At 42.0% G+C, this 21,304-nt stretch carries 16 protein-coding genes, 1 tRNA gene, 1 rRNA gene and 6 pseudogenes; 20 read left to right on the forward strand and 4 right to left on the reverse strand.

What is annotated here, in order from left to right; translation table 11 throughout:
* Positions 1–282 precede the first annotated feature (282 nt).
* The 4 genes and pseudogenes from pxpB (at position 283) to JCM19033_RS07795 (ending at position 3,873) form a co-directional block, all read left to right on the forward strand.
* Positions 283–995, forward strand: a pseudogene (pxpB, locus tag JCM19033_RS07780) (5-oxoprolinase subunit PxpB).
* The gene (locus JCM19033_RS07785; RefSeq protein ID WP_054635901.1) at positions 967–1,737 is read left to right on the forward strand and encodes a LamB/YcsF family protein; all 771 of its coding nucleotides are present in this window, start codon (positions 967–969) and stop codon (positions 1,735–1,737) included. Before pxpB ends, JCM19033_RS07785 begins: the two are co-directional and overlap by 29 nt.
* Entirely contained in the window at positions 1,734–2,609 is an 876-nt protein-coding gene (locus JCM19033_RS07790; RefSeq protein ID WP_269758067.1) for a biotin-dependent carboxyltransferase family protein, read from the forward strand. The genes JCM19033_RS07785 and JCM19033_RS07790 overlap by 4 nt, the downstream gene beginning before the upstream one ends.
* Positions 2,610–2,730: 121 nt before the next feature.
* Entirely contained in the window at positions 2,731–3,873 is a 1,143-nt protein-coding gene (locus tag JCM19033_RS07795; protein ID WP_054635902.1) for a PLP-dependent aspartate aminotransferase family protein, read from the forward strand.
* 14 nt (positions 3,874–3,887) lie between these two features.
* On the opposite strand, the gene JCM19033_RS23310 is transcribed toward JCM19033_RS07795, so the two are convergent.
* Positions 3,888–4,040: a hypothetical protein gene (locus tag JCM19033_RS23310; protein ID WP_157049793.1), complete on the reverse strand. Its 153-nt coding sequence runs from the start codon at positions 4,038–4,040 to the stop codon at positions 3,888–3,890.
* 170 nt (positions 4,041–4,210) lie between these two features.
* Here JCM19033_RS23310 and rrf point away from each other — a divergent pair.
* The 8 genes and pseudogenes from rrf (at position 4,211) to JCM19033_RS07835 (ending at position 10,808) form a co-directional block, all read left to right on the forward strand.
* Positions 4,211–4,327: ribosomal RNA gene (gene rrf / locus JCM19033_RS07800) — 5S ribosomal RNA — on the forward strand.
* 20 nt (positions 4,328–4,347) lie between these two features.
* A tRNA-Met gene (locus tag JCM19033_RS07805) sits at positions 4,348–4,424 on the forward strand.
* A 246-nt stretch (positions 4,425–4,670) separates the two neighbouring features.
* A complete protein-coding gene (gene thiL, locus JCM19033_RS07810) occupies positions 4,671–5,765 on the forward strand; it encodes a thiamine-phosphate kinase (RefSeq protein ID WP_269758068.1) in 1,095 nt (364 codons plus the stop codon).
* A 24-nt stretch (positions 5,766–5,789) separates the two neighbouring features.
* Positions 5,790–6,254, forward strand: a complete 465-nt coding sequence (gene tsaE / locus JCM19033_RS07815; protein ID WP_054635903.1) for a tRNA (adenosine(37)-N6)-threonylcarbamoyltransferase complex ATPase subunit type 1 TsaE — start codon at positions 5,790–5,792, stop codon at positions 6,252–6,254.
* Positions 6,251–6,957: pseudogene (tsaB, locus tag JCM19033_RS07820) on the forward strand (tRNA (adenosine(37)-N6)-threonylcarbamoyltransferase complex dimerization subunit type 1 TsaB). The gene tsaE and the pseudogene tsaB overlap by 4 nt, the downstream one beginning before the upstream one ends.
* On the forward strand, positions 6,950–7,423 hold the full coding sequence (gene rimI, locus JCM19033_RS07825) for a ribosomal protein S18-alanine N-acetyltransferase (RefSeq protein ID WP_054635904.1): 474 nt from the start codon (positions 6,950–6,952) through the stop codon (positions 7,421–7,423). Before tsaB ends, rimI begins: the two are co-directional and overlap by 8 nt.
* A pseudogene (tsaD, locus tag JCM19033_RS07830) lies at positions 7,398–8,425 on the forward strand (tRNA (adenosine(37)-N6)-threonylcarbamoyltransferase complex transferase subunit TsaD). The gene rimI and the pseudogene tsaD overlap by 26 nt, the downstream one beginning before the upstream one ends.
* 235 nt (positions 8,426–8,660) lie before the next feature.
* A complete protein-coding gene (locus JCM19033_RS07835; protein WP_054635905.1) occupies positions 8,661–10,808 on the forward strand; it encodes a hypothetical protein in 2,148 nt (715 codons plus the stop codon).
* A 31-nt stretch (positions 10,809–10,839) separates the two neighbouring features.
* On the opposite strand, the gene JCM19033_RS07840 is transcribed toward JCM19033_RS07835, so the two are convergent.
* Positions 10,840–12,786, reverse strand: coding sequence for an ABC-F family ATP-binding cassette domain-containing protein (locus JCM19033_RS07840; RefSeq protein ID WP_054635906.1), 1,947 nt, complete (start codon positions 12,784–12,786; stop codon positions 10,840–10,842).
* 296 nt (positions 12,787–13,082) lie between these two features.
* On the opposite strand from JCM19033_RS07840, the pseudogene JCM19033_RS07845 reads away from it, so the two are divergent.
* The 4 genes and pseudogenes from JCM19033_RS07845 (at position 13,083) to JCM19033_RS07860 (ending at position 16,316) form a co-directional block, all read left to right on the forward strand.
* Positions 13,083–13,736: pseudogene (locus JCM19033_RS07845) on the forward strand (redox-sensing transcriptional repressor Rex).
* A gap of 16 nt (positions 13,737–13,752) precedes the next feature.
* Positions 13,753–13,941, forward strand: coding sequence for a twin-arginine translocase TatA/TatE family subunit (locus JCM19033_RS07850; RefSeq protein WP_054635907.1), 189 nt, complete (start codon positions 13,753–13,755; stop codon positions 13,939–13,941).
* Between the two features lie 19 nt (positions 13,942–13,960).
* A pseudogene (gene tatC / locus JCM19033_RS07855) lies at positions 13,961–14,736 on the forward strand (twin-arginine translocase subunit TatC).
* A gap of 143 nt (positions 14,737–14,879) precedes the next feature.
* A complete protein-coding gene (locus tag JCM19033_RS07860; RefSeq protein ID WP_054635908.1) occupies positions 14,880–16,316 on the forward strand; it encodes an MDR family MFS transporter in 1,437 nt (478 codons plus the stop codon).
* A gap of 26 nt (positions 16,317–16,342) precedes the next feature.
* Here JCM19033_RS07860 and JCM19033_RS07865 read toward each other — a convergent pair whose 3' ends face one another.
* Positions 16,343–16,534 (reverse strand): YdiK family protein, encoded by a 192-nt coding sequence (locus tag JCM19033_RS07865; protein ID WP_054635909.1) that lies wholly within the window; start codon positions 16,532–16,534, stop codon positions 16,343–16,345.
* A complete protein-coding gene (locus JCM19033_RS07870) occupies positions 16,531–17,253 on the reverse strand; it encodes a CPBP family intramembrane glutamic endopeptidase (RefSeq protein WP_054635910.1) in 723 nt (240 codons plus the stop codon). The genes JCM19033_RS07865 and JCM19033_RS07870 overlap by 4 nt, the downstream gene beginning before the upstream one ends.
* A 366-nt stretch (positions 17,254–17,619) precedes the next feature.
* Between JCM19033_RS07870 and JCM19033_RS28060 the strand changes: the two genes are divergently transcribed.
* The 4 genes and pseudogenes from JCM19033_RS28060 to groL all read left to right on the forward strand — a co-directional run bounded on the left by JCM19033_RS28060 (position 17,620) and on the right by groL (position 20,834).
* Positions 17,620–17,868, forward strand: a complete 249-nt coding sequence (locus tag JCM19033_RS28060) for a hypothetical protein (RefSeq protein WP_269758081.1) — start codon at positions 17,620–17,622, stop codon at positions 17,866–17,868.
* Positions 17,838–18,562, forward strand: a pseudogene (gene nagA / locus JCM19033_RS25365) (N-acetylglucosamine-6-phosphate deacetylase); the annotation flags it as partial. The gene JCM19033_RS28060 and the pseudogene nagA, both read left to right, overlap by 31 nt.
* Before the next feature lie 301 nt (positions 18,563–18,863).
* A complete protein-coding gene (groES, locus tag JCM19033_RS07880; RefSeq protein WP_054635911.1) occupies positions 18,864–19,148 on the forward strand; it encodes a co-chaperone GroES in 285 nt (94 codons plus the stop codon).
* Between the two features lie 48 nt (positions 19,149–19,196).
* Positions 19,197–20,834, forward strand: coding sequence for a chaperonin GroEL (gene groL / locus JCM19033_RS07885; RefSeq protein WP_054635912.1), 1,638 nt, complete (start codon positions 19,197–19,199; stop codon positions 20,832–20,834).
* The last annotated feature ends 470 nt before the right edge of the window (positions 20,835–21,304 follow it).

The raw sequence follows: 21,304 nt of genomic DNA on the forward strand, positions 1-21,304 counted from the left end.
AGGCCAATCATGAAAGCACCCACAAGACGGGTGCTTTTTTTGTATTAAATTATCTTATTTAGAGTCATACCTTAGCTAAAATAGTAAAATGAACTACCTTTTCTTTTGTTTGAATCTTTTACCAAGTCTAAAAGAATAAAAAGAGAGCACCTCTATTTAACATGTTATTGGTACAATATAATTAACAGAAAGAGAAGGCAGGGAAAATCAGAGTTCAGAAAGGAGGAAAACGAGGTGTCACACCAAGTTAGAATGCTTCCGTTAGGGGACAGTGCAATAAGAATGGAAGTAGGTAAGACAATATCCAAAGAAACAAACAGTCTTATTAGAGCCTACTTATACTTATTAAAAGAAACAAAAATGGTTGGAATTAATGAATGGGTACCAAGTTACACAGCGATAACCTTCTTTTACGATCCTTTTTTAATAAGCTATGAAAAAGCAGCAGAATGGTTATATGAGCTGTCTGCTCATTTGCAGAAAGTAAAACTGCCTCCTCCTGTTATTTATGATATCCCTACTTATTACGGAGGAGAAAGTGGCCCTGATTTAAAAAGGGTAGCAGAAATAAACAACTTATCTCCTGAGGAAGTAGTCAGTATTCACTCAAGTGAAAGTTATCTTATTTACATGATTGGCTTTACACCTGGTTTTCCCTACTTAGGGGGATGTCTGAAAAAATAGCTGCTCCTCGTTTAAGTAAGCCAAGGGGAAAAGTAGCAGAGGGATCCGTTGGAATAGCAGGAGAGCAAACTGGTATTTATTCATTAGAGAGTCCTGGAGGATGGAACATTATTGGCAGAACACCAATAAAATTATTTGATCAACATAGAGAGCACCCTTTTTTAGTGGAAAGTGGTAATTATATTCGCTTTGTTCCGGTAGAAAATGAGGAATATGAAAAAATAAAAATAGAGGTCGATAGAAGAGTATACCAGTTAACCACAAGGGTCATGGAGGGGACACATGAATTATCAAGTGGATTTAAACAGTGATTTAGGAGAGAGCTTTGGTGCTTACACCATAGGGCAAGATGAACAGGTTCTGGAGTTTGTAAGCTCAGCAAATGTAGCCTGTGGATACCATGCAGGAGATTATAACGTTATGGACAAGACGGTTAAATTAGCTAAAGAGAAAGGAGCAGGTATAGGAGCGCACCCCGGATTTCCTGATCTTGCGGGATTTGGACGAAGAAAGATGGAGATGACACCTGGTGAGGTCCATCGTCTTGTGACTTACCAGATTGGAGCCATAGAGGCCTTTTGTCGGGTTCACCAGGTTTCTCTTCAGCACGTGAAGCCTCATGGAGCCTTGTTTAACATTGCATCGGTGGATACAAAAACGGCAGAGGCGATAGCAGAAGCAGTGTACGATGTAAATCCATCACTTATACTATTTGGTTTAGCGGGGGGAGAATTAATTACGGCAGGGAAGCGATTGGGACTCAGATGTGCAAATGAGGTATTTGCTGATCGTACGTACTTGCCTGATGGGACATTAACTCCAAGAAGCAATCCTGAGGCCTTAATCCATAGCACTGAAGAGGCAGTCGAACGGGTGATTAAAATGATTACAAAAAAGCAGACGGAAGCGTTAGATGGTACGGTTATTGACTTAGACGCTGACACAATCTGCGTTCATGGAGATAAGCCGGAAGCTTTGGAATTTGTTAAACATGTCAGAAAGGTTTTTTCAGAGAACAATATTACTGTCCAGCCAATAGGTGAATGGAAATGAGTAAACCTCTATTCCTTGTGAAAAAGCCAGGAATGCAAACAACTATACAGGATAAAGGGAGAACGGGTTATCAGCAGTTTGGTGTAGTGGCTTCTGGGGCGATGGATCAATTTTCTTATCAAGCAGGAAACTTATTAGTTGGTAACAACCGCGGAGATGCTGCACTGGAAATAACCATGGCTGGCCCGCATTTACTTGCCCAAAGTGATGCTGTGGCAGTCATTACAGGTGCTGACCTTCAACCTCAATTAAATGGCCAGCCGGTTTCCCGGTGGATATCTTTTTCTATAAAAGAAGGAGATGAGCTGATATTTCATGGAGCGAAAAAGGGAGTAAGAGCTTATCTATGTATTTCGGGTGGCATAGCAGGCGAGAAAACACTTGGAAGTCAGTCAACTTATATGAAAGCAAGAATGGGAGGTATTGAAGGAAGGTCTGCAGTAAAGGGAGATACGATCTATAAAAACGTGGAGGATAGAACCGTAAAGCCGGGCAAAGGACTTCATTACTCTTTTATTCCTGACTATGATGACCTTTCCCCTCTGAGAGTCGTTCCAGGTCCAGAGGAAGAAGACTTTACCAAGGATGGACTTCATGCTTTTTATAACACTGAGTATATTGTCACTCAGGAAGCCGACCGTATGGGTATGAGACTTGAAGGGACACCGATAAAGCATCTAGACAAAGCTGATATCTTATCGGATGCCGTAGCATACGGTACCATTCAGGTGCCTAAGAACGGACAGCCTATGATTTTAATGGCTGACAGACAGACTACAGGCGGATACACCCGTATTGCCAATGTAATAAGCACGGACCTTCCTCGATTAGCGCAGCTTCTCCCTGGTAAAAAATCTCATTTGAAAAAGTGAGCGTAGAGACTGCCCATTCTTTGATGAAAAAACAAGAAAAAACTCTTACACAAATTGAATTTCTCAACTCGGAATCATGATGAAAAAGAACGACCAAACATAGGCGAATGGAGAGAACGTTATGACTAAGCATTTTAATACACAAACTGTACATTTTCAAAAGGGGGATGGGGAGAAGAACGTAAGTAAAACAAAGCCTATTTACCAAACTTCAGCTTTCACATTTGAGAGCTTAGAAGACATGGAAAGCTATTTTAGCGGAGAGAAGGAATATCTTTATACTCGTTACAGCAATCCCAACCCTGATGACTTAGGTGCAGGCGTTGCTCAATTAGAAGGAGCTCCCGCAGGCGCAGCCAGTTCTTCAGGGATGTCTGCAATTCTTGCAGGCGTTATGGCAGCTGCAAATCCGGGTGAGCATATTATAGTGCCAGAAGACTTATACGGAGGGACGTACCAATTATTTGAACAGGAATTAAAAGAATTTGGATATGAAATTTCAGTTATAGATTTTACAAGTATTAAGAATGTTGAAGAGGAGATTAAAGATAATACTGTTCTTCTTTACTCTGAGTCCATTGCCAACCCCCTGCTTAGAGCCGAAAATTTGCAAGAGCTGGTCTCGCTCGGTAAAACTCATAATTTAACCGTAATGATTGATAACACGTTTGCTACACCTTATTTAATACAGCCATACAAACAGGGCGCAGACATAGTGGTACATAGTGCTACAAAATACATAGGCGGTCATAGTGATGTAACGGCTGGAGTGGTAGTGGGCAATGAAGAGCTGATAGCAAAAGCAAAGAAAAAGATAATTAACTTAGGGGGAAGTTTGAGTCCTTTTGAAGCTTGGCTTGCCTGTAGAGGGTTAAAAACTTTAAGTGTAAGAATGGAGAGACAATGCGCCAATGCTAATGAGCTTGCTGTCTGGTTTAGGGAGCAAGAGGATATTAAGAAAGTTTACTATCCGGAAGCAGTCTCTGAAAGAGGGAACGGGGCAATGGTTAGTATTGAGCTGGAAGAGTACATTGATTTGCATACCTTCTTTTCCTCATTAGATTGGGTGAAAATTGTTCCTACATTAGCTGGCGTGGAAACAACTGTGTCCTATCCACTTGGAACCTCACATCGGACAGTGCCAGAGGAAATAAGAAAGTCGTTAGGTATCACAGCAGGAATTGTACGAATTTCGGTTGGAATAGAAGAGTCCAAGGATATTATTGAAGCATTTAACAGAGCCTTACAAGCTGCTAAAAAATAAAAACAGACAGCCGTCTAAAAACGGCTGTCTTTTGTATTCATCCAGTCCTGAAAATTTTGGTAGACAGAAATATTGTCACTGAATATTAATATAGGCAGGAAAAGAAAGGTCGCAAGTAACGCCATGTTAGCTCCGATCGCAGCTTTTACACATTGGATAAGATCCATGATAAAACCCTCATTTATAATAATATTCTAAATATTCTTATTAATATAATATCAAAACAAGTAACTTTTGCAAAAAAAACAAACTTGTAATGAAAATATATATAAGTGCTTGCATTGCATTAAGAACCGTGGTATATTTATATACGTGACGTTGAGAACGTCATAAAAGGTCTGGTGGCGACAGCGAAGAGGTCACACCCGTTCCCATGCCGAACACGGAAGTTAAGCTCTTCAGCGCCGATGATAATTGGGGGGCAACTCCCTGTGAAAGTAGGACGTTGCCAGGCCTTATCTAATTTTATAATATCGCGGGGTAGAGCAGTCTGGTAGCTCGTCGGGCTCATAACCCGGAGGTCGGAGGTTCAAATCCTCCCCCCGCAACCAAAATAATTTCCGCCACTACGTCGAATGACATCATTGTCAGGAAATATCAGTGGTACTCGTCAGAGTACAACCAAATAATCATTTATTAATAAGCTGAAAGAGGCTTTTTTTTATTGGTTTCAAAATGAGGTACATATATTTCAAAGCCGGCAAAGCAATCAAAGTATTGTTTTGCTTTTTTTGTGCAAACGGCTATCGAGAAGTGAATTTTCCAAAAGAATACGTTACACTGTAGAAAGAAAATGGATGATTTCAACAATATTACCGTTGACACTTCTAATATTGGAAAGAATGAGATTAGGATTGTTATGCGGGCATCTAACCTTAAGAAATAGTGAGTGTGACCTTATGATTCATGATGAATTTGATTGGATAAACAAAATTAAGCCAAAATCACACTATCAAAGCCATTTGCTTGAAGGTATTGGCGATGATGCTTCTGTTTATAAAACCGATGCATCTTATGATGAAATTATATGTGTTGATACTCTGGTTGAGGATGTGCATTTTAAGAAGACTACTCTCTCTCCATTTGATATAGGGCACAAGGCACTGGCCGTAAATATCAGTGATGTAGCCGCGATGGGAGGGTGGCCGGTCTTTTATTTAGTCTCTGTTGCTATTCCTTCTGACTGGTCGGAGGAAGAAATGGAGGAGCTTTATAAAGGGATGTCATCCTTGGCAGAGGGGTACAAAATGGACTTAATTGGCGGTGATACGGTCTCCACTACTGATAAACTGGTGATCTCTGTCACGGTTACCGGCCGTGTGGAAGCTGGAAAACGCCTATTAAGAAAAAATGCTCTGCCTGGAGATATAGTGTTTGTCACAGGTTCTCTTGGGAAGTCCGCGGCCGGACTTGCTCTTTTGCTCAAGAGGTCAAGAAACGCGCACTTTACAGCAAGAGAAAAACGGCTGACGATAGCTCACCAACGTCCGCGGCCTAAAGTAGAAGAAGCAAGGGTGATCAATTCTTTGAATACTCGGGGAGCATTGAATGACATAAGTGATGGAATTGGCAGCGAAGCGCATGAAATAGCTGAAGCGAGTAATGTTTCCATAGAGCTGGATGAAAGCAGTTTCCCTATTGCCCAGGAACTGCAGAGTGTAGATGCGGCCAAGCGGCTTGAATGGATGCTGTTTGGCGGTGAAGATTTTGAGCTTGTAGGAACGGTTAGGGAAAACGATTGGGAGCTGCTATCGGAAGCGATGAAAAAAGAAGGCCTCTCTTTATATAAGATTGGGACCGTGAAAGAAGGCCGTGGGGAAGTGTGGCTTAAAAAAGAGAAGAACGGACTGGTTCGTCTTAATAAAAAAGGCTACAATCATTTTAAATCATAAAGGTAAGGGAAGTTGGTGAGGGTAATGGCTGAAAGCTTTACGTTTATCACTAGATCACCTGAGGAAACCATTTCGTTAGGAGAACGCCTGGGCCGTGCTGCGCAGCCAAGTGATCTCGTTACCCTCTCAGGAGATTTAGGAGCGGGAAAAACACACTTTACAAAAGGAATTGCTGAAGGGGTGGAAGTGAAACGAGTGGTAAACAGTCCGACTTTTACCATAATTAAGGAGTATAAGGGCAGGCTTCCCTTGTATCATATGGACGTTTATCGTTTAGAAGAACAAGGGGGAGAAGACCTTGGTTTTGAGGAATACTTTGAAGGTGAGGGCCTCACGGTAGTTGAATGGGCGGAAATTATTAAAGAACAGCTCCCTGATCACTTTCTGGATATTATAATAAGAAGAGACAGCGATACACAAAGGACATTTACTTTTACCCCTTATGGGGAGAGATATATTCAACTAAGCAAGGAGCTGCAGGGGAAATGAAGATCCTGTCTATAGATACAACAACATATACACTTGGGGTAGGGGTTTCTGCTGAGGGAGAAATCAAAGGAGAGGTAATAACGAACCTTAAGAAGAATCATTCTATCAGCTGATGCCAGCTATAGATTACCTTTTAAAAGAAGCCTCCATAAAGACAAACGAACTGGACCGAATTGCTGTAGCAAAAGGACCTGGTTCCTATACTGGGGTTCGTATAGGAGTGACCACTGCCAAGTCGATGGCCTGGGCATTACATATCCCGGTCGTAGGGATATCCAGCTTGAAAATACTGGCTCAAAATGGGAAGCATTTTCAAGGATTGGTCTGCCCATTTATAGATGCTCGCCGGGGACAGGTGTACACCGGGCTTTACCAGGGCAGCCATGGTGAGAGCGAAATGGTGGAAAAAGACCGGATTACATTAATGGAGGATTGGCTGCAGGGACTCAAAAAGACAGAAAAGGACGTATTGTTTTTAAGTCAGGATATAGAAAAGCACCGTGAATTGATTGAGTACACCCTTGGGGATAAAGCTCTGTGTGGTACCATGCAGGAAAATTCCGTCCGTCCTGGTGAACTGTTAGCGTTGGGTGAAAAAGCTGAGTCGGGTCCATCTGTTCACGAATTTGTCCCTGAGTACATTCAGCTTGCGGAAGCTGAGAAGAAGTGGCTTGCTGATCAGAAAGGAAAGACGAATGGGTGAGAAGGTATCCGTGCGGTTTATGACGGTAGAGGATATAGATGGGGTACTGGAGGTAGAACAGGATTCATTTACTCTTCCGTGGAGCAGGGCTGCATTTGAAAGCGAGCTGACATCTAATCAATTTGCTCATTATCTTGTAGCCGATTGTGAAGAGGAGATTGTTGGTTATTGTGGTGTCTGGGTGGTGATAGATGATGCTCATATCACGAATATTGCAGTCCATTCCAATCATAGAGGAAAGAGTATAGGGGAACTGCTCTTAGCTAACGCGTTAGAAATGGCAAAGTCCTATGGAGCGTTGCGTATGAGTCTTGAAGTAAGAGTAACAAACCATGTTGCTCAGTCTTTATATAAAAAATATGGTTTTCAGCCGGGAGGCATCCGTAAAAATTATTATACGGATAATCTCGAGGATGCTTTAGTGATGTGGGTGAATTTACATGAACAATCAATTAACGAAAAATGATGCTCCAATCATACTGGCCATTGAAACCAGCTGTGACGAAACTGCTGCAGCTGTGATTAAGGGAGGCAAAGAGGTACTTTCAAACGTAGTGTCTTCTCAGATCGAGAGCCATAAGCGCTTTGGGGGAGTGGTCCCGGAGATTGCATCAAGACATCATGTGGAACAAATTACATTTATAGTGGAGGAAGCTTGAGTGAAGCCAATCTCACATTTAGCGATTTGGATGCTTTGGCTGTGACTGCAGGACCAGGGTTGGTTGGCGCATTGCTCATTGGGGTTAATGCTGCAAAAGCGATTGCTTTTGCTCATGGTCTGCCTTTAATCCCGGTACATCACATAGCCGGTCATATTTATGCAAACCAGCTGGAGAAACCTCTGGAGTTTCCTCTTATCTCTCTTGTAGTTTCAGGAGGGCACACAGAACTTATATACATGAAAGAAGACGGGCATTTTGAAGTGATTGGAGAAACTCGGGATGATGCAGTGGGAGAGGCATATGATAAGGTCGCTCGCACTTTGAAACTGCCGTACCCAGGGGGACCGGAAATAGATAAGCTTGCAGCAAAAGGGGAAGCCAATATTGACCTGCCCCGTGCATGGCTGGAAACAGGGTCATATGACTTTAGTTTCAGCGGGTTAAAGTCAGCAGTGATCAACGTTCTTCACAATGCGTCACAACGAGGTGAAGAGGTAAAGCCTGAGGACCTGGCCGCTAGTTTTCAGGCCAGTGTCGTGGAAGTTCTTGTTACAAAAGCGAAACAAGCTGCAGAAGAGTATAATGTAAAGCAGCTTGTTGTAGCTGGCGGAGTGGCTGCTAATAAAGGGTTAAGAGATTCATTGGAAAAAGCATTAGAAAACAGTGAAGCAGAGCTAAGGATTCCATCTTTAAAGCTATGCACAGACAATGCAGCCATGATTGGTGCAGCTGCGTATACAGGATGGAAAAGCAACAAGTTTGCAAAACTGGATTTGAATGGAGAGCCTGGCCTTCCCTTATCATAGGGAGGGTCTTTTTTTGTCAAAAGCTGTTGAAAAAACAACTGTGGATAATGGGGATAAATCAGTGAATAACTTTATATACGGGACTTTTGGATGTGTACGGATTAAACTGTGGATAAGTGGAGAAGTTTGTGTATAAATGAAAAAAACCCTTTTTAGATGGGTATACTGTTGTTGATAAGTATGTGGATAGTGTGGATATGTTAGAAAATTAACAAAGATAAGGTTGTTTGTAAATATGAGAGTTAAATTTGTCCACATAAGTATTCTGTGCCTATGGTTAAGCACCTGCCTTATATCGACAACAATTTCTGCCAAAAGTATTTCAGGGGACCATCTCACTCTCGTAGTTGTTCCGGAACTGTCTCTTGAAGACATAGAGTTTCTTTCAGCTGATAATGAAAGTTTATGGGACGAAGTTTCAATGACAGGTATAAATGTAAAAGCAGCCGGGCCTTCTTCATACATAAATGAAGCTATCACATTAAGTACTGGAGCCAGAGGAACAGGTGTGGCTGAGTGGAATGCATATAATCGAGGGGAAAAGGTTTTATCAACAGGCAGCCTTTCCGCAGAAGTACAATATAGAAAGCTTCAAGGAACTGCCCCTGTTTCCTCTATTATTCATCCACTTATCCACAGTCTTTCTAAAAAGAATACCCTTGAATCATTTGGTTCTAAACCTGGTTTGTTAGGAGGTCTGTTAGAAGAGAACGGAATTATGACAAATGTAGCAGGGACCAGTGACTATGAAGAGAAAAAAGTAAGATATGGTTCTTTATTTACAATGAATGAAAAAGGGGAGGCAAGGGGCCAGCTTAAGGAAGGAATGGTAAAGGTCCCTCACGCTCCTGGAGGCTGGAAGGTTGATCGTGAGGCTTTAACCGAGTGGCTGGAGAAGGTACGTCAAGAAAACGAAAAGTCATTTAGCGTAATAGAATGGGGAGAATTCTACCGTTTTCATAAGGATAAAGAAAAGATGGATCCCTCCTGGCAAAGAAGTTATCAACAGCAGCTTAGAAAAGAGCTGCAAACCTTTCTCCTTACCTTAAGGAATAACGAGCAAAATTTTATGGTGCTAGGTGTTACCGTGCCTAAGGAATTAAATGATAAAGGGTACCGGATAGCACCGGTAGCTTTGTGGGAAAAGGGCCAGCAGCATGGCTTGCCACTGTATTCTCACACGACAAGGCAGCCTTTTATCTCTTCCAATGTAGACATTGTGCCGACTATTCTATCTTATTTTCAAATTGAGGTTCCAGGAGAGCTTACAGGCACTCCCTTGACAAGAAAGGAAACAGAAGGGGAAGAGGATGGCAGGGAAGCCATGTTTACTCATTTTGACTGGCTGGCTGTTATTTATTCAACAAGGCCTGAAGTCCTTTTATCCTATATAATTCTGCTGGCTTTTCTTTTGTTTAGTTCATTTCTTTACGTGTGGAACAAAAGAGAGGATTCATCTAAAGCAAGGTATTTGCTGCCAGGGGTGCTACTTGGAGGAATGAGTTCACCCTTTTGGTTTTTAGTTACCCCTGTCCTGCTTAAGTCCATTTCTATCTATTGGTATGTGGGCCTTATATTCCTGCTGTCTTTCTTAACGGGTCTTCTTTTAGCTGTGAGGTCTGAGAAGGGAGTCTGGCTGTCATCTTTATTGCTCTTTATCATGGTTTCGTTTGATTTGCTTCTAGGTTCGCCTCTTATGCAGCGATCTTATCTTGGTTATGATCCGTTAATAGGGGCAAGGTATTACGGAATTGGCAATGAATATGCTGGTTTTTACGTTATCTCTGCCTTGTTTATTATTCATTATTGTCTGCGTAAAAAGTTTTGGAAGGCAGGGGGGGTTCTGGCAATCCTGACGCTGTTTTTCCTGGGAGCCTCCTTTCTTGGCTCAAATGCAGGTGCCACATTGTCAGCTGGATTAATGTTTAGCTTTCTTTTCTTTCAGCTGTTATTTCCTTCAGCAGGAAAGCTAAAGAAGCTGGCCCTGGCAGGAGGAGCGTTGATCGGTGCTCTTTCTTTTTTAAAGATTGTGCAGCTTGCAGGTCCTGTCACTCACATAGGAGAGGCTTTCCGACAGCTTGAAGGGGGAAACTTTTCTTATATACTGGAGATCATGATAAGAAAAGCAGAGATGAATTTAAAAATACTTCGTTATTCAAATTGGACCACATTGTTTGTCACAAGTTATGTTGTAGCAGCGCTGCTCTTAATCAAAGGGAAATTCAAGCTTTGGGATGACAGAGACAAAGTGGTCATTAAAGGGGGAGCTGCTGGTTCTATATTTCTTTTGCTGTTAAATGATTCTGGTGTTACAGCCGCAGCCACCTCTATGTTTTTTCTCATATGCGGAGCATTAATTTGGAAACTGCAAAAAGAAGCGTAGATCCTTCTGCGCTTCTTTTTGATTAAGTGTTTTATTGGTCCTCTTCCAGCTGAAGTTCTTCCCATTTTTCCATAAGTTCTTCGGCTTTCAGTCGGGATGTATCTATCTTTTCCTGAAGTTCCTGTGCTTTTTGATGACTTTCATAGATTTCAGGGTCAAGGAGCTTATTCTCCATCTCTTCAATTTCCTGCTCCAAGTCCTCAATTTCTTTTTCGATTGTTTCAATGTCTCTTTTTCGTTTTCTAGCTCGTTTCTTTGCTTCTTTATCAAGAAAATAAGATTCTTTATCCGAACCATTCTGCTCCTCTTGAGAAGAGGAAGATGCTTCTCTTTGACTGCGCAGTTCCTCTCGCTGGCGCTCTTCTTCTTTTTTCATCAGGTAGTAATCGTAATCACCGAGATAGTCTTTTAACCCTTCGCTTGTCATTTCAACTATTCGCGTAGACATCCGATTCAGGAAGTAGCGGTCGTGAGACACAAATAAAAGAGTACCCGGGTAGTCAAGAAGCGCTGATTCCAACACTTCCTTGCTATCTAAGTCTAAATGGTTTGTAGGTTCATCAAAAATTAGAAAGTTAGCCTTTTTCATCATCAGCTTTGCAAGGGCAAGACGAGCTTTCTCACCGCCGCTTAGTTCAGAGACGTGCTTAAGCACATCATCTCCGCTAAATAAAAAATTACCCAAAACAGTGCGGATGTCTTTTTCATTTGTTAACGGGTATTCATCCCATAATTCCTGTAAGACGGTCTTATTCGAAGTAAGCTGGGTCTGCTCCTGGTCGTAATAACCGACTGTAACTTTGCTCCCAAAAGAAATCGTACCATCTGAAGGTTTGACTTTATCGATAATTGCTTTTAATAAAGTAGTTTTTCCAACACCGTTAGGACCAATGAGGGCAACGCTTTCCTTGCGGTTTAATTGCAGATTCAGGTTAGTGAAAAGAGGCTTGCTGCCATCATAGGATACAGTTAAATTATTTACCTTTACTACTTCATTCCCGCTTTGCCGGTCGATATCAAAGGAAAATTTGGCTGATTTCTCATCTCCCAGCGGGCGGCTGAGGCTTTCCATTTTTTCAAGCTGTTTTCGCTTGCTTTGTGCTCTTTTGGAGGTGGAGGCTCTGGCAAGATTACGCTGGACAAAATCCACTAAGCGGGCTCTTTCCTCCTGGTTTTTTTCAAAAGCCTTTTGTTCAAGCTCATAGCGTTTTGCTTTTTCATCAAGGTAAAAGCTATAATTTCCTTGAAAAAGTGTGACTTCCTTCCATGCTACCTCATATACCTTATGAACGATTTTGTCCAAAAAGTAGCGGTCATGGGAGACAATCAAAATCGCCCCTTTGTAGCCGGTTAAGTATTGTTCGAGCCACGTCAGGGTTTCGATATCCAGGTGGTTTGTGGGCTCATCAAGAATAAGAAGCTCTGGCTTGGAAAGAAGGAGTTTGCCCAATGCTAAGCGGGTCTTTTGCCCGCCGCTTAAGCTTGAAATCGGGGTGCTGTAGTCAAAGGAGGCAAAGTTTAGACCTGACAAAATGCTGCGGATGTCGGCTTCGTATTGGTACCCGCCTCTTTCTTTGAACTCTACCTGGAGTTCGTCGTATTCTTTTAGTATCTTTTCATACTGGGCAGTGTTTTCGTACACAGCCGGGGTGGCCATCTTTTCTTCCAGGCGGCGAATTTGTTTCTCCATTTGAATGACCTCAGTATAAATGGAGAGCATTTCATCCCAGATAGACCGATGCGATTCAAGACCTGTATGCTGGGCAAGATAGCCCATTCTAATTCCTTTTGGGGTAATAATCTCCCCACTGTCATAAGAAGTCTGCCCTGAGATAATTTTTAAAAGGGTCGACTTTCCGGCTCCGTTTCTTCCAACGAGAGCAACTCTTTCGCCTGATTTCACTTCAAGCTTTATGTTATCAAGGAGCGTTTCCGCTCCAAACGATTTGGTAAGGTTCACGCATTGCAACAATATCATGTCTCTTCATCCTTGCTATAGAATTGGCAATCATGTTTCACTTCTCTTTAGTGTATCTTATTTAGGTCCCTGCAAAAAGAGAGAGATACATTGAAACGGTCTGAGCTGGCTCAATCTTTTTTACATATTCGTGAATTATGTCGCCTGGGACTTCTGTTCCCATTACATTCAAGAATGAAATGTTGTACAATAAGGAAGGTGAACGGCAGGTCCAACCCAGCCTAGCAGTTTTATAAGTAGCGGCGGTGCAAGAGTTACTTACTCTCGTAAGAATGAACGATACGTTGGAGGCTGCTATGAACATAGATCAACATAAAATACCGCAAGCAACAGCAAAGCGCCTGCCTTTATATTACCGGTTTTTGGAGAACCTCCATACTTCAGGAAAGCAGCGTGTATCATCTACAGAATTAAGTGAGGCAGTGAAGGTTGATTCTGCTACGATTCGCAGGGATTTTTCTTACTTTGGCGCTCTCGGGAAAAAAGGGTATGGCTATAATGTAAGCTATCTTTTATCATTTTTCGAAAAACACTCGAACAGGACGAGCAGACGAATGTCGTTTTGATTGGCGTGGGAAATTTAGGCACTGCACTATTAAGATACAACTTTTCTAAGAATGACAGCACGAAAATTATTCGCGCATTTGATGTAAATGATGATATTATAGGACATGAAATCAGTGGAGTGAAAATTGACGATATGAAAGATATCGCTTCCATTCAGGAGCTGGATGCCACAGTTGCTATTTTAACTGTGCCGGTGGCTGTCGCTCAAAAAACAGCCGATAGAATTGTGGAAGCGGGCATCAAAGGTATCATGAATTTTACTCCTGCAAGGTTAACTGTGCCGCCGCACATAAGTTCATCATATTGATTTGTCGGTAGAACTACAGTCCTTGATTTACTTTTTAAAAAACTATCCTCTTGAAGAAAAAGAGGAACAACTATAAGCGGAGGTGACCCCCTATGCCATTGGGTCCGGGAAGTATTGCATTAATCGTATTAGTAGCACTGTTGATTTTTGGTCCGAAAAAGCTGCCTGAGCTTGGAAGAGCGGCAGGTAATACATTAAGAGAATTTAAGAGCGCTACAAAAGGGTTAGTTGACGATGATGATAACAGCAAGAAGAAGGAAGAAGCTAATCAGGAAAAGTAATAGATAGGATGGGAAAGTAATGTCACAGAACGATATGTCCATTTATGATCACATTGGAGAGCTTCGCAAACGTGTGATCATGATTGTGGTTTTGCTACTCGTGGCGATGATTGGAGGATTTGTTCTAGCTCCGGTGTTAATCGGGTATTTGCAGAGCACCCCTCAGGCCCAAGATTTTCCAATGAATGCTTTTAAGCTGACGGATCCGATTATGGTTTACGTAAACTTTGCATTCTTAACAGGACTCATCCTAATATTTCCATTTCTCTTATACCAATTATGGGCGTTTGTCAGTCCAGGTTTATTAGAAAAAGAGCGTAAAGCCACACTTCTTATATACCGATTTCAACCTTATTGTTTTTTGGCGGACTTGCATTTGCTTACTTTATTTTGTTTCCTTTTGTCATAGATTTTGTAAGCAGGCTGGCTACTACGTTGAATATTACTGAGCAATATGGGATCAATGAATATTTCACTTTCTTGTTTAAGCTGACGATCCCATTTGGTTTTTTGTTTCAGCTGCCAGTCGTGGTCATGTTTTTAACAAGGCTTGGGATTGTTACTCCAGCTTACCTAAGAAAGATAAGGAAAATTGCTTACTTTGTCCTGTTGGTCATTGCAGGCTTTATTACTCCACCGGAGCTGCTGTCACACGTCATGGTGACACTGCCGCTGTTTTTGCTTTATGAAATAAGCATTATTATTTCCAGAATTTCTTATAAGAAAGTCTTGAAAGCAGAACAGGAAAAAATGGAGCAGTGGGCAAAAGAGGATGAAGAAAGACAAGCAAAATAAGAAACCACACTCGTATAGAGTGTGGTTTTTTATTGAGTGTACCTGCCAGGGTTATGGTGGATGAGAGAAAGTTCGAGGCTTACATGGTGGAAACTGTGGTATAGTAATATTGATATTTAGGGAAGCGAAGCGGTGGAATAGTTATGAACAGATTATCTGGAAAATGGATGGTTGTTGTATCCTTGCTGTTTGGAACGTTTACGATGATTTTAAATAACAGCATGCTGAATCCTGCCATTCCTCTTTTCATGGAAGTATTTGAAGTAGATGCAGTAGCTGCAGGGTGGATCATTACGATCTTTATGGTTTCTATGGGAATGACCATGCCGGTTACTGGCTATTTAGGAGATAAATTCGGGAAGAAAAAAGTATATCTAATGGGGCTTTCGTTATTTGTTCTAGGTTCTCTGCTGGGCAGCTTTTCGTGGACCCTGGAGGTTCTTATTTTCTTTCGTGCTATTCAAGGTATTGCCGGCGGAATTATGATGCCCTTGTCCATGGCTTTAATCTTTGAGGCATTTCCTCGTAAAGAGAGAGGAATGGCTACAGGAGTATGGGGCGTAGCTGCAATGATGGCGCCAACGATAGGTCCTACTCTGGGTGGAGTAATTGTTGAAATGGCAACCTGGCATTTTCTCTTTTTAGTCAACGTTCCCTTTGGTTTGCTTGCCTTAGTGGTAGCAACTATGTACTTAAAAGAAGTGCCGACTAATCCTGGTATTCGCTTTGACCGCTGGGGATTTCTTTTTGTTACTCTCGGTGTGGGAGCTATTTTGTTTGCGTTAGGAAACACCTCTTCTCTTGAACATTTGCAGGATCCGTTAAACGTGACCTTGATTCTCCTGGGCCTGGTTTCTATTTATTTTTTCGTCAGGGTGGAGAAAAGGGCGGAATTTCCATTGCTTGATCTGTCTATTTTGCGTATTAAAGCATATTCCCTCAGCATCTGGGTAACAGGGGTTACAAGCGTTGGTCTGTTTGCAGGAATATTTTTAATTCCTTTACTGATCCAGCAGGTATATGGTTTAAGTGCGATCATCACTGGTTTAGTCTTTTTACCGGCAGCTCTGCTGAGCGGAATCTTCATGAGTATCGGGGGAAGAATACTTGATCGCAGGGGAGCGACGGGGATTGTTACTTCCGGAGTCCTTATTCTTGGTGGCGGTACGATCGCCCTTTCATTTATGTCTATGGAAACAGCTTTGTTCTGGATTTTCTTTTGGATGGCTGTAAGAGGAGTTGGGATGGGCTTTTCCAGCATTCCTGCGACTACAGCCGGGATGAATGCTATTCCGGAAAAGGTTGTTTCAAGGGGATCGGCGATGAACAATGTATTCAGACAAATGAGCAATGCCCTCGGAATTGTCTTTGTCTCCATTTATTTTGAAGTGAGGAGATCCCAGCTTTTTGCTGAAAATGGCTTTTCCATTGAAGAAGCAAGCCTGCAGGCGATTAATGAAGGGTTTTTGATTATTGGCATTCTTACTCTTTTGACGGTGCCGGCAGCTTTTATGCTTGGTAAGAAGTCAAAAGAGGCAGAAATGGAAATAGAAAAAGAAGAAGAAAGAAAAAAAGCATAGCTCTGTACAGAGCTATGCTTTTTGTATCATTCCTTGCTATCGGCACGTTTTAATCCGAAGAAACGAAGTCCCACTAATATATCTACAGCCGCAATAGCGGCAAAAAACCATGTCCACACATTCCAGGAATTTTCCCGGACATTTTGCACAGCTAACACGATAAACATAATGCCAATCACTATATACATGGTTCCCATAAATCTTGGGGAAAATCTCATAAAAATAAGCCTCCAATAAATCCTTGCATCTGCTCTAACTGCCTTTGCATATCTTCAAGCCTGTCTCCAAGCACTACCTGCATCAGCACCGCATAAGCATTCATTGCGACGTGGGCTAAGATAGGAACGATAATCCTTCCTGTTTTTACATAAAGGTAAGAAAATACAAACCCAACAGCCATATAAACAAGAAGGTGTTCAAAGTCCAGATGTACAACAGCGAAAATAAGCGCGCTTATTAAAGCAGAGAAAAAGAAATTCATTCGCTTATAGAGTGCCCCAAAAATGACTTTTCGAAAAACAATTTCTTCAAGGATCGGACCAATCAAAGCAACAATAATGGCAAAGAAAGGCATCATCCGAACGATCTCAAGAATTTCTTGCGTGTTTTCTGAACCCGGGTCAATTCCCAAAGCGTATGTTTCAATTAAAATGGCTATATATTGAGCGATAAAGGCGAGAAACACACCAATAATAGCCCATTTTGTCGCATGTCCTTTACTTGTTACTCTCATATTAGGGTGTGGCGAGGAGCCTCTTTCTGGCAGAAGAAGCAATAAAATAATGAGTAACCCGATGACAAAGCTGATGATCGTCCACCATGCGACCATTTGGTTTATATCTGTAAACCCTAATCCCATTAAAAGAGGGATACCAATAATACCTGACAAATGAATGAGGATATAAGTAATAACAATCCACCAGTAGCGTTTATTCAAATTTGTGTCATCCCTTCATACAAATGATGTTTCTCGATGAATACAGTGAATATTGTATCATAATGGCTCTTATAAAAGGAGTAAAACGGCCCGTTCGTCACTAAATCATCAGCAATGGCTAAAAAGAGGGGAGAGAAAAATATGAACAAGAACATCTTATTTCAAAATGCTGTTTTATATGCAGAAGAAGAGAAGGTTAAGAACCCTCTTTTAATAATAAGAGACGGAAGGATTAGTGAAATAGTCAGGAATACGGAGCACCTCTCTACTAAGGAAGACATAGAGCTTCTCCATTTTCAGAAGACGGTAAAGGTGGTTCCTGGTTTTATCGATCTTCATATTCACGGTGCAGCCGGCTCGGATTTCATGGACGGGACGGAGGAGGCCATACGAACGATCCAGGAAAACTTGCCTGCAGAAGGGACTACTTCATTTCTGGCGGCCACCATGACCCAGGGAAAGGAAAAGGTCATCTCAGCATTACAACAAATAAACCTTTCCTCTGGAACAGCTGCCGGAGGAGCAGAGCTGTTGGGTGTTCATTTAGAGGGACCCTTTATTTCTCGAAAAAAGCAGGAGCTCAGCCTACTCAGGAAATTGTTCTTCCTAGTATAGAATTATTTGAAGAATTTCAAGGAGCAGCTGGCGGAAAGATCAGCATTGTCACATTAGCACCTGAGGAAGAGAAGGGGGAGGAGCTTACAAACCACTTATTCAAGAATGGAGTGATTGCATCTATCGGCCATTCCAATGCAACCGGGGAAGAAGCGTTACGTTCTTTTGGGAAAGGGATCAGCCATGCGACCCATTTGTTTAATGGAATGAGAGGGATTCATCACAGAGACATCGGGGCTGCCGGTGCTGTTCTGTTGGATCCCGACGTTTCCGCTGAAATCATTGCTGACGGTGTCCATATTGAACCTTATATGCTTCGACTTATTTACCAGGTCAAAAAAGCTGATAAGCTTATTTTAATTACTGATGCCATCCGTGCAAAAGGGATGAATAAGGGGATTTATGAGCTAGGCGGGCAAGAGGTATACGTGGGAAAGGAAGCAAGACTGGAGGACGGGACCCTGGCTGGTAGTATCCTTCCCATGAATGAAGCCATACAAAATATGATTGAATTCAGCGGATGCAGCTTCGAGGAAGCCATTCAAATGGCATCACTCAACCTGCTAAGCAGGCAGGGGCAGACAGTTACAAAGGCAGTATAAAAGAAGAAAAAGATGCTGATTTTACCGTTTTAAATGATGAGTTTGAAGTAGAAGCAACCTACGTAAAAGGGAGAAAAGCATTTGAGAAATGAGCACCTTATAACTAACCGTGTCATGGAGACGAGGAAAATGTCTAAAGATTTTTGAGTACATTTAAAGGTTTAATGGTATGTATTTGAGGAATAATATAGGGGTGTGTTTTTTACCATGAATAATACGTTTAAGGGAAATTTGTGAAAAAATTAGTTTCAGTACTTGCAAAAAAACTTACAAGTGATTATTATTATAATTGGAATTAGCACTCGACAAACCAGAGTGCTAATAATTAAAAATGTTAGGGATGCGTGATGGCTTCCAGCTTCATGCAACAAATATTAAAGGAGGGTGTTTATCTTGTTAAAGCCTCTTGGTGACCGCATTATCATTGAACAAATCGAGTCTGAAGAAAAAACAGCCAGCGGAATCGTACTTCCTGATTCTGCAAAAGAAAAGCCGCAAGAAGGAAAAGTTGTAGCTGTAGGGAGCGGCCGTGTAACAGAGAATGGTGAAAGAGTAGCGCTGGAAGTAAGTGAAGGCAACTCTGTTATTTTCTCTAAGTACGCTGGGACAGAAGTGAAGTATGAAGGTAAAGAATACCTTATCCTTCGTGAAAGTGACGTATTGGCTGTTATTGGGTAAGACTTGAACACTGCTTACTACATAATTTACTAATAGGAGGTCTTTATTATGGCAAAAGACATTAAGTTCCGTGAAGATGCTCGTCGTGCGATGCTTCGTGGTGTAGATGAACTTGCGAATGCTGTAAAAGTTACTCTAGGACCAAAAGGACGTAACGTAGTACTTGAAAAGAAATTTGGTTCTCCCCTTATCACTAACGATGGTGTCACGATCGCTAAAGAAGTAGAACTTGAAGATGCGTTTGAAAACATGGGTGCACAGCTTGTTGCTGAAGTAGCCAGCAAAACAAACGACATTGCCGGTGACGGTACGACAACTGCAACCGTACTTGCGCAAGCAATGATTCAAGAAGGACTGAAAAACGTTACTTCCGGTGCGAACCCAATGGGAATCCGCAAAGGGATTGAAAAAGCAACTGAGCTTGCTGTAGCTGAGCTTGCGAAAGTTTCCAAGCCAATTGAAAGCCGCGAGTCTATTGCACAAGTAGCTTCAATTTCTGCAGCTGACGAAGAAGTCGGCCAAATCATTGCTGAAGCAATGGAGCGCGTAGGAAACGATGGAGTGATCACAGTAGAAGAATCCAAAGGTTTCTCTACAGAGCTTGAAGTAGTAGAAGGTATGCAGTTCGACCGTGGATACGCTTCTCCTTATATGGTTACTGACTCAGACAAAATGGTTGCTGAGCTGGATAACCCTTACATTCTTATCACTGACAAGAAGATCTCTAACATTCAAGAGGTTCTTCCAGTACTTGAGCAAGTGGTTCAGCAAAACAAGCCAATCCTTATCGTTGCTGAAGACGTAGAAGGCGAAGCTCTTGCTACACTTGTTGTGAACAAACTGCGCGGTACATTTAACGCTGTAGCAGTCAAAGCACCTGGCTTTGGTGACCGTCGTAAAGCAATGCTTGAAGACCTTGCTGCGCTTACTGGCGGAGAAGTGATCACTGAGGACCTTGGCCTTGACCTTAAATCTGCTGATATTTCTCAGCTTGGACGCGCTGGAAGAGTCGTTATCACGAAAGACGACACAACCATCGTTGAAGGTGCAGGAGACCCAAGTGAAATCTCTGCTCGCGTGAATCAATTGAAGGCTCAAATCGAAGAAACTACTTCTGACTTTGACCGTGAAAAGCTGCAAGAGCGTCTTGCAAAGCTAGCAGGCGGCGTAGCCGTAGTTAAAGTTGGTGCAGCTTCCGAAACTGAAATGAAAGAGCGTAAGCTTCGCATCGAGGATGCCTTGAACTCTACTCGTGCTGCAGTAGAAGAAGGAATTGTATCCGGTGGTGGTACAGCTCTTATGAACGTTTATAAAGCGGTAGCAGCTATTGATGCAGAAGGCGATGAGGCTACAGGTATCAACATCGTGCTTCGCGCTCTTGAAGAGCCGCTTCGTCAAATCTCTCAAAATGCGGGTCTTGAAGGATCTGTCATTGTTGAGCGCATGAAAAACGAAAAAGTCGGCGTTGGATTTAACGCAGCTACCGGCGAGTGGGTAAACATGATTGACGCTGGTATCGTTGACCCAACCAAAGTTACTCGTTCTGCACTTCAACATGCAGCTTCCGTATCAGCAATGTTCCTGACAACAGAAGCTGTTATTGCCGACAAGCCTGAAGAAGAAGGCGCTGGCGGCGGCGGAATGCCTGACATGGGCGGAATGGGCGGAATGGGCGGCATGATGTAATGTCGCTTCCCATCCCCTTATGTAACAAGGGATTCTCTTGCTTGAAGAGTTGAAAGTGGGGCAATTGCTCACAAATTGCTCACATTGAGGAAGATTTTATTTTAAGCTTCTCATGAGTTCACTGAACTTGTGGGAAGCTTTTATTTTCCATTAAAGACATTGAAACCATTGTGAATATCTGTGCCCATATCCTAATTCAGACGAATACTAATTTTTTATAAGAAGTATTTTTTTAATTTTCTTTGGTAAGGGACTGAGATAATGACATTTCCATATGTACAGTGAAACGTTAGTAAAGCAAAGTACCACCCTCTTAAAAAACCTTACAAATTTACATGCCACTGAGTTGATTAGTCATCCTTCGCATGATTAGAGTATTTTAGGTATAAGGAAAGACCCCTAGGAGAATAGAGGTCTATAAAGACTATTAAAAGGACTATTAGAATGTTTTATCTTTTGCAGGATTTAAC

This window comes from Thalassobacillus sp. C254 (assembly GCF_001310615.1).

Excerpts from the sequence above, each read along its gene's own strand:
- rimI (WP_054635904.1), top strand. The coding sequence starts at position 6,950 with ATGGGTGAGAAGGTATCCGTGCGGTTTATGACGGTAGAGGATATAGAT.
- thiL (WP_269758068.1), top strand. The coding sequence starts at position 4,671 with ATGATTTCAACAATATTACCGTTGACACTTCTAATATTGGAAAGAATG.
- JCM19033_RS07840 (WP_054635906.1), bottom strand. The coding sequence starts at position 12,786 with ATGATATTGTTGCAATGCGTGAACCTTACCAAATCGTTTGGAGCGGAA.
- tsaE (WP_054635903.1), top strand. The coding sequence starts at position 5,790 with ATGGCTGAAAGCTTTACGTTTATCACTAGATCACCTGAGGAAACCATT.
- JCM19033_RS23310 (WP_157049793.1), bottom strand. The coding sequence starts at position 4,040 with ATGGATCTTATCCAATGTGTAAAAGCTGCGATCGGAGCTAACATGGCG.
- JCM19033_RS07865 (WP_054635909.1), bottom strand. The coding sequence starts at position 16,534 with ATGAGATTTTCCCCAAGATTTATGGGAACCATGTATATAGTGATTGGC.
- groL (WP_054635912.1), top strand. The coding sequence starts at position 19,197 with ATGGCAAAAGACATTAAGTTCCGTGAAGATGCTCGTCGTGCGATGCTT.
- JCM19033_RS07850 (WP_054635907.1), top strand. The coding sequence starts at position 13,753 with ATGCCATTGGGTCCGGGAAGTATTGCATTAATCGTATTAGTAGCACTG.
- JCM19033_RS28060 (WP_269758081.1), top strand. The coding sequence starts at position 17,620 with ATGGACGGGACGGAGGAGGCCATACGAACGATCCAGGAAAACTTGCCT.
- JCM19033_RS07860 (WP_054635908.1), top strand. The coding sequence starts at position 14,880 with ATGAACAGATTATCTGGAAAATGGATGGTTGTTGTATCCTTGCTGTTT.
- JCM19033_RS07795 (WP_054635902.1), top strand. The coding sequence starts at position 2,731 with ATGACTAAGCATTTTAATACACAAACTGTACATTTTCAAAAGGGGGAT.
- JCM19033_RS07790 (WP_269758067.1), top strand. The coding sequence starts at position 1,734 with ATGAGTAAACCTCTATTCCTTGTGAAAAAGCCAGGAATGCAAACAACT.
- JCM19033_RS07785 (WP_054635901.1), top strand. The coding sequence starts at position 967 with ATGAATTATCAAGTGGATTTAAACAGTGATTTAGGAGAGAGCTTTGGT.
- JCM19033_RS07835 (WP_054635905.1), top strand. The coding sequence starts at position 8,661 with ATGAGAGTTAAATTTGTCCACATAAGTATTCTGTGCCTATGGTTAAGC.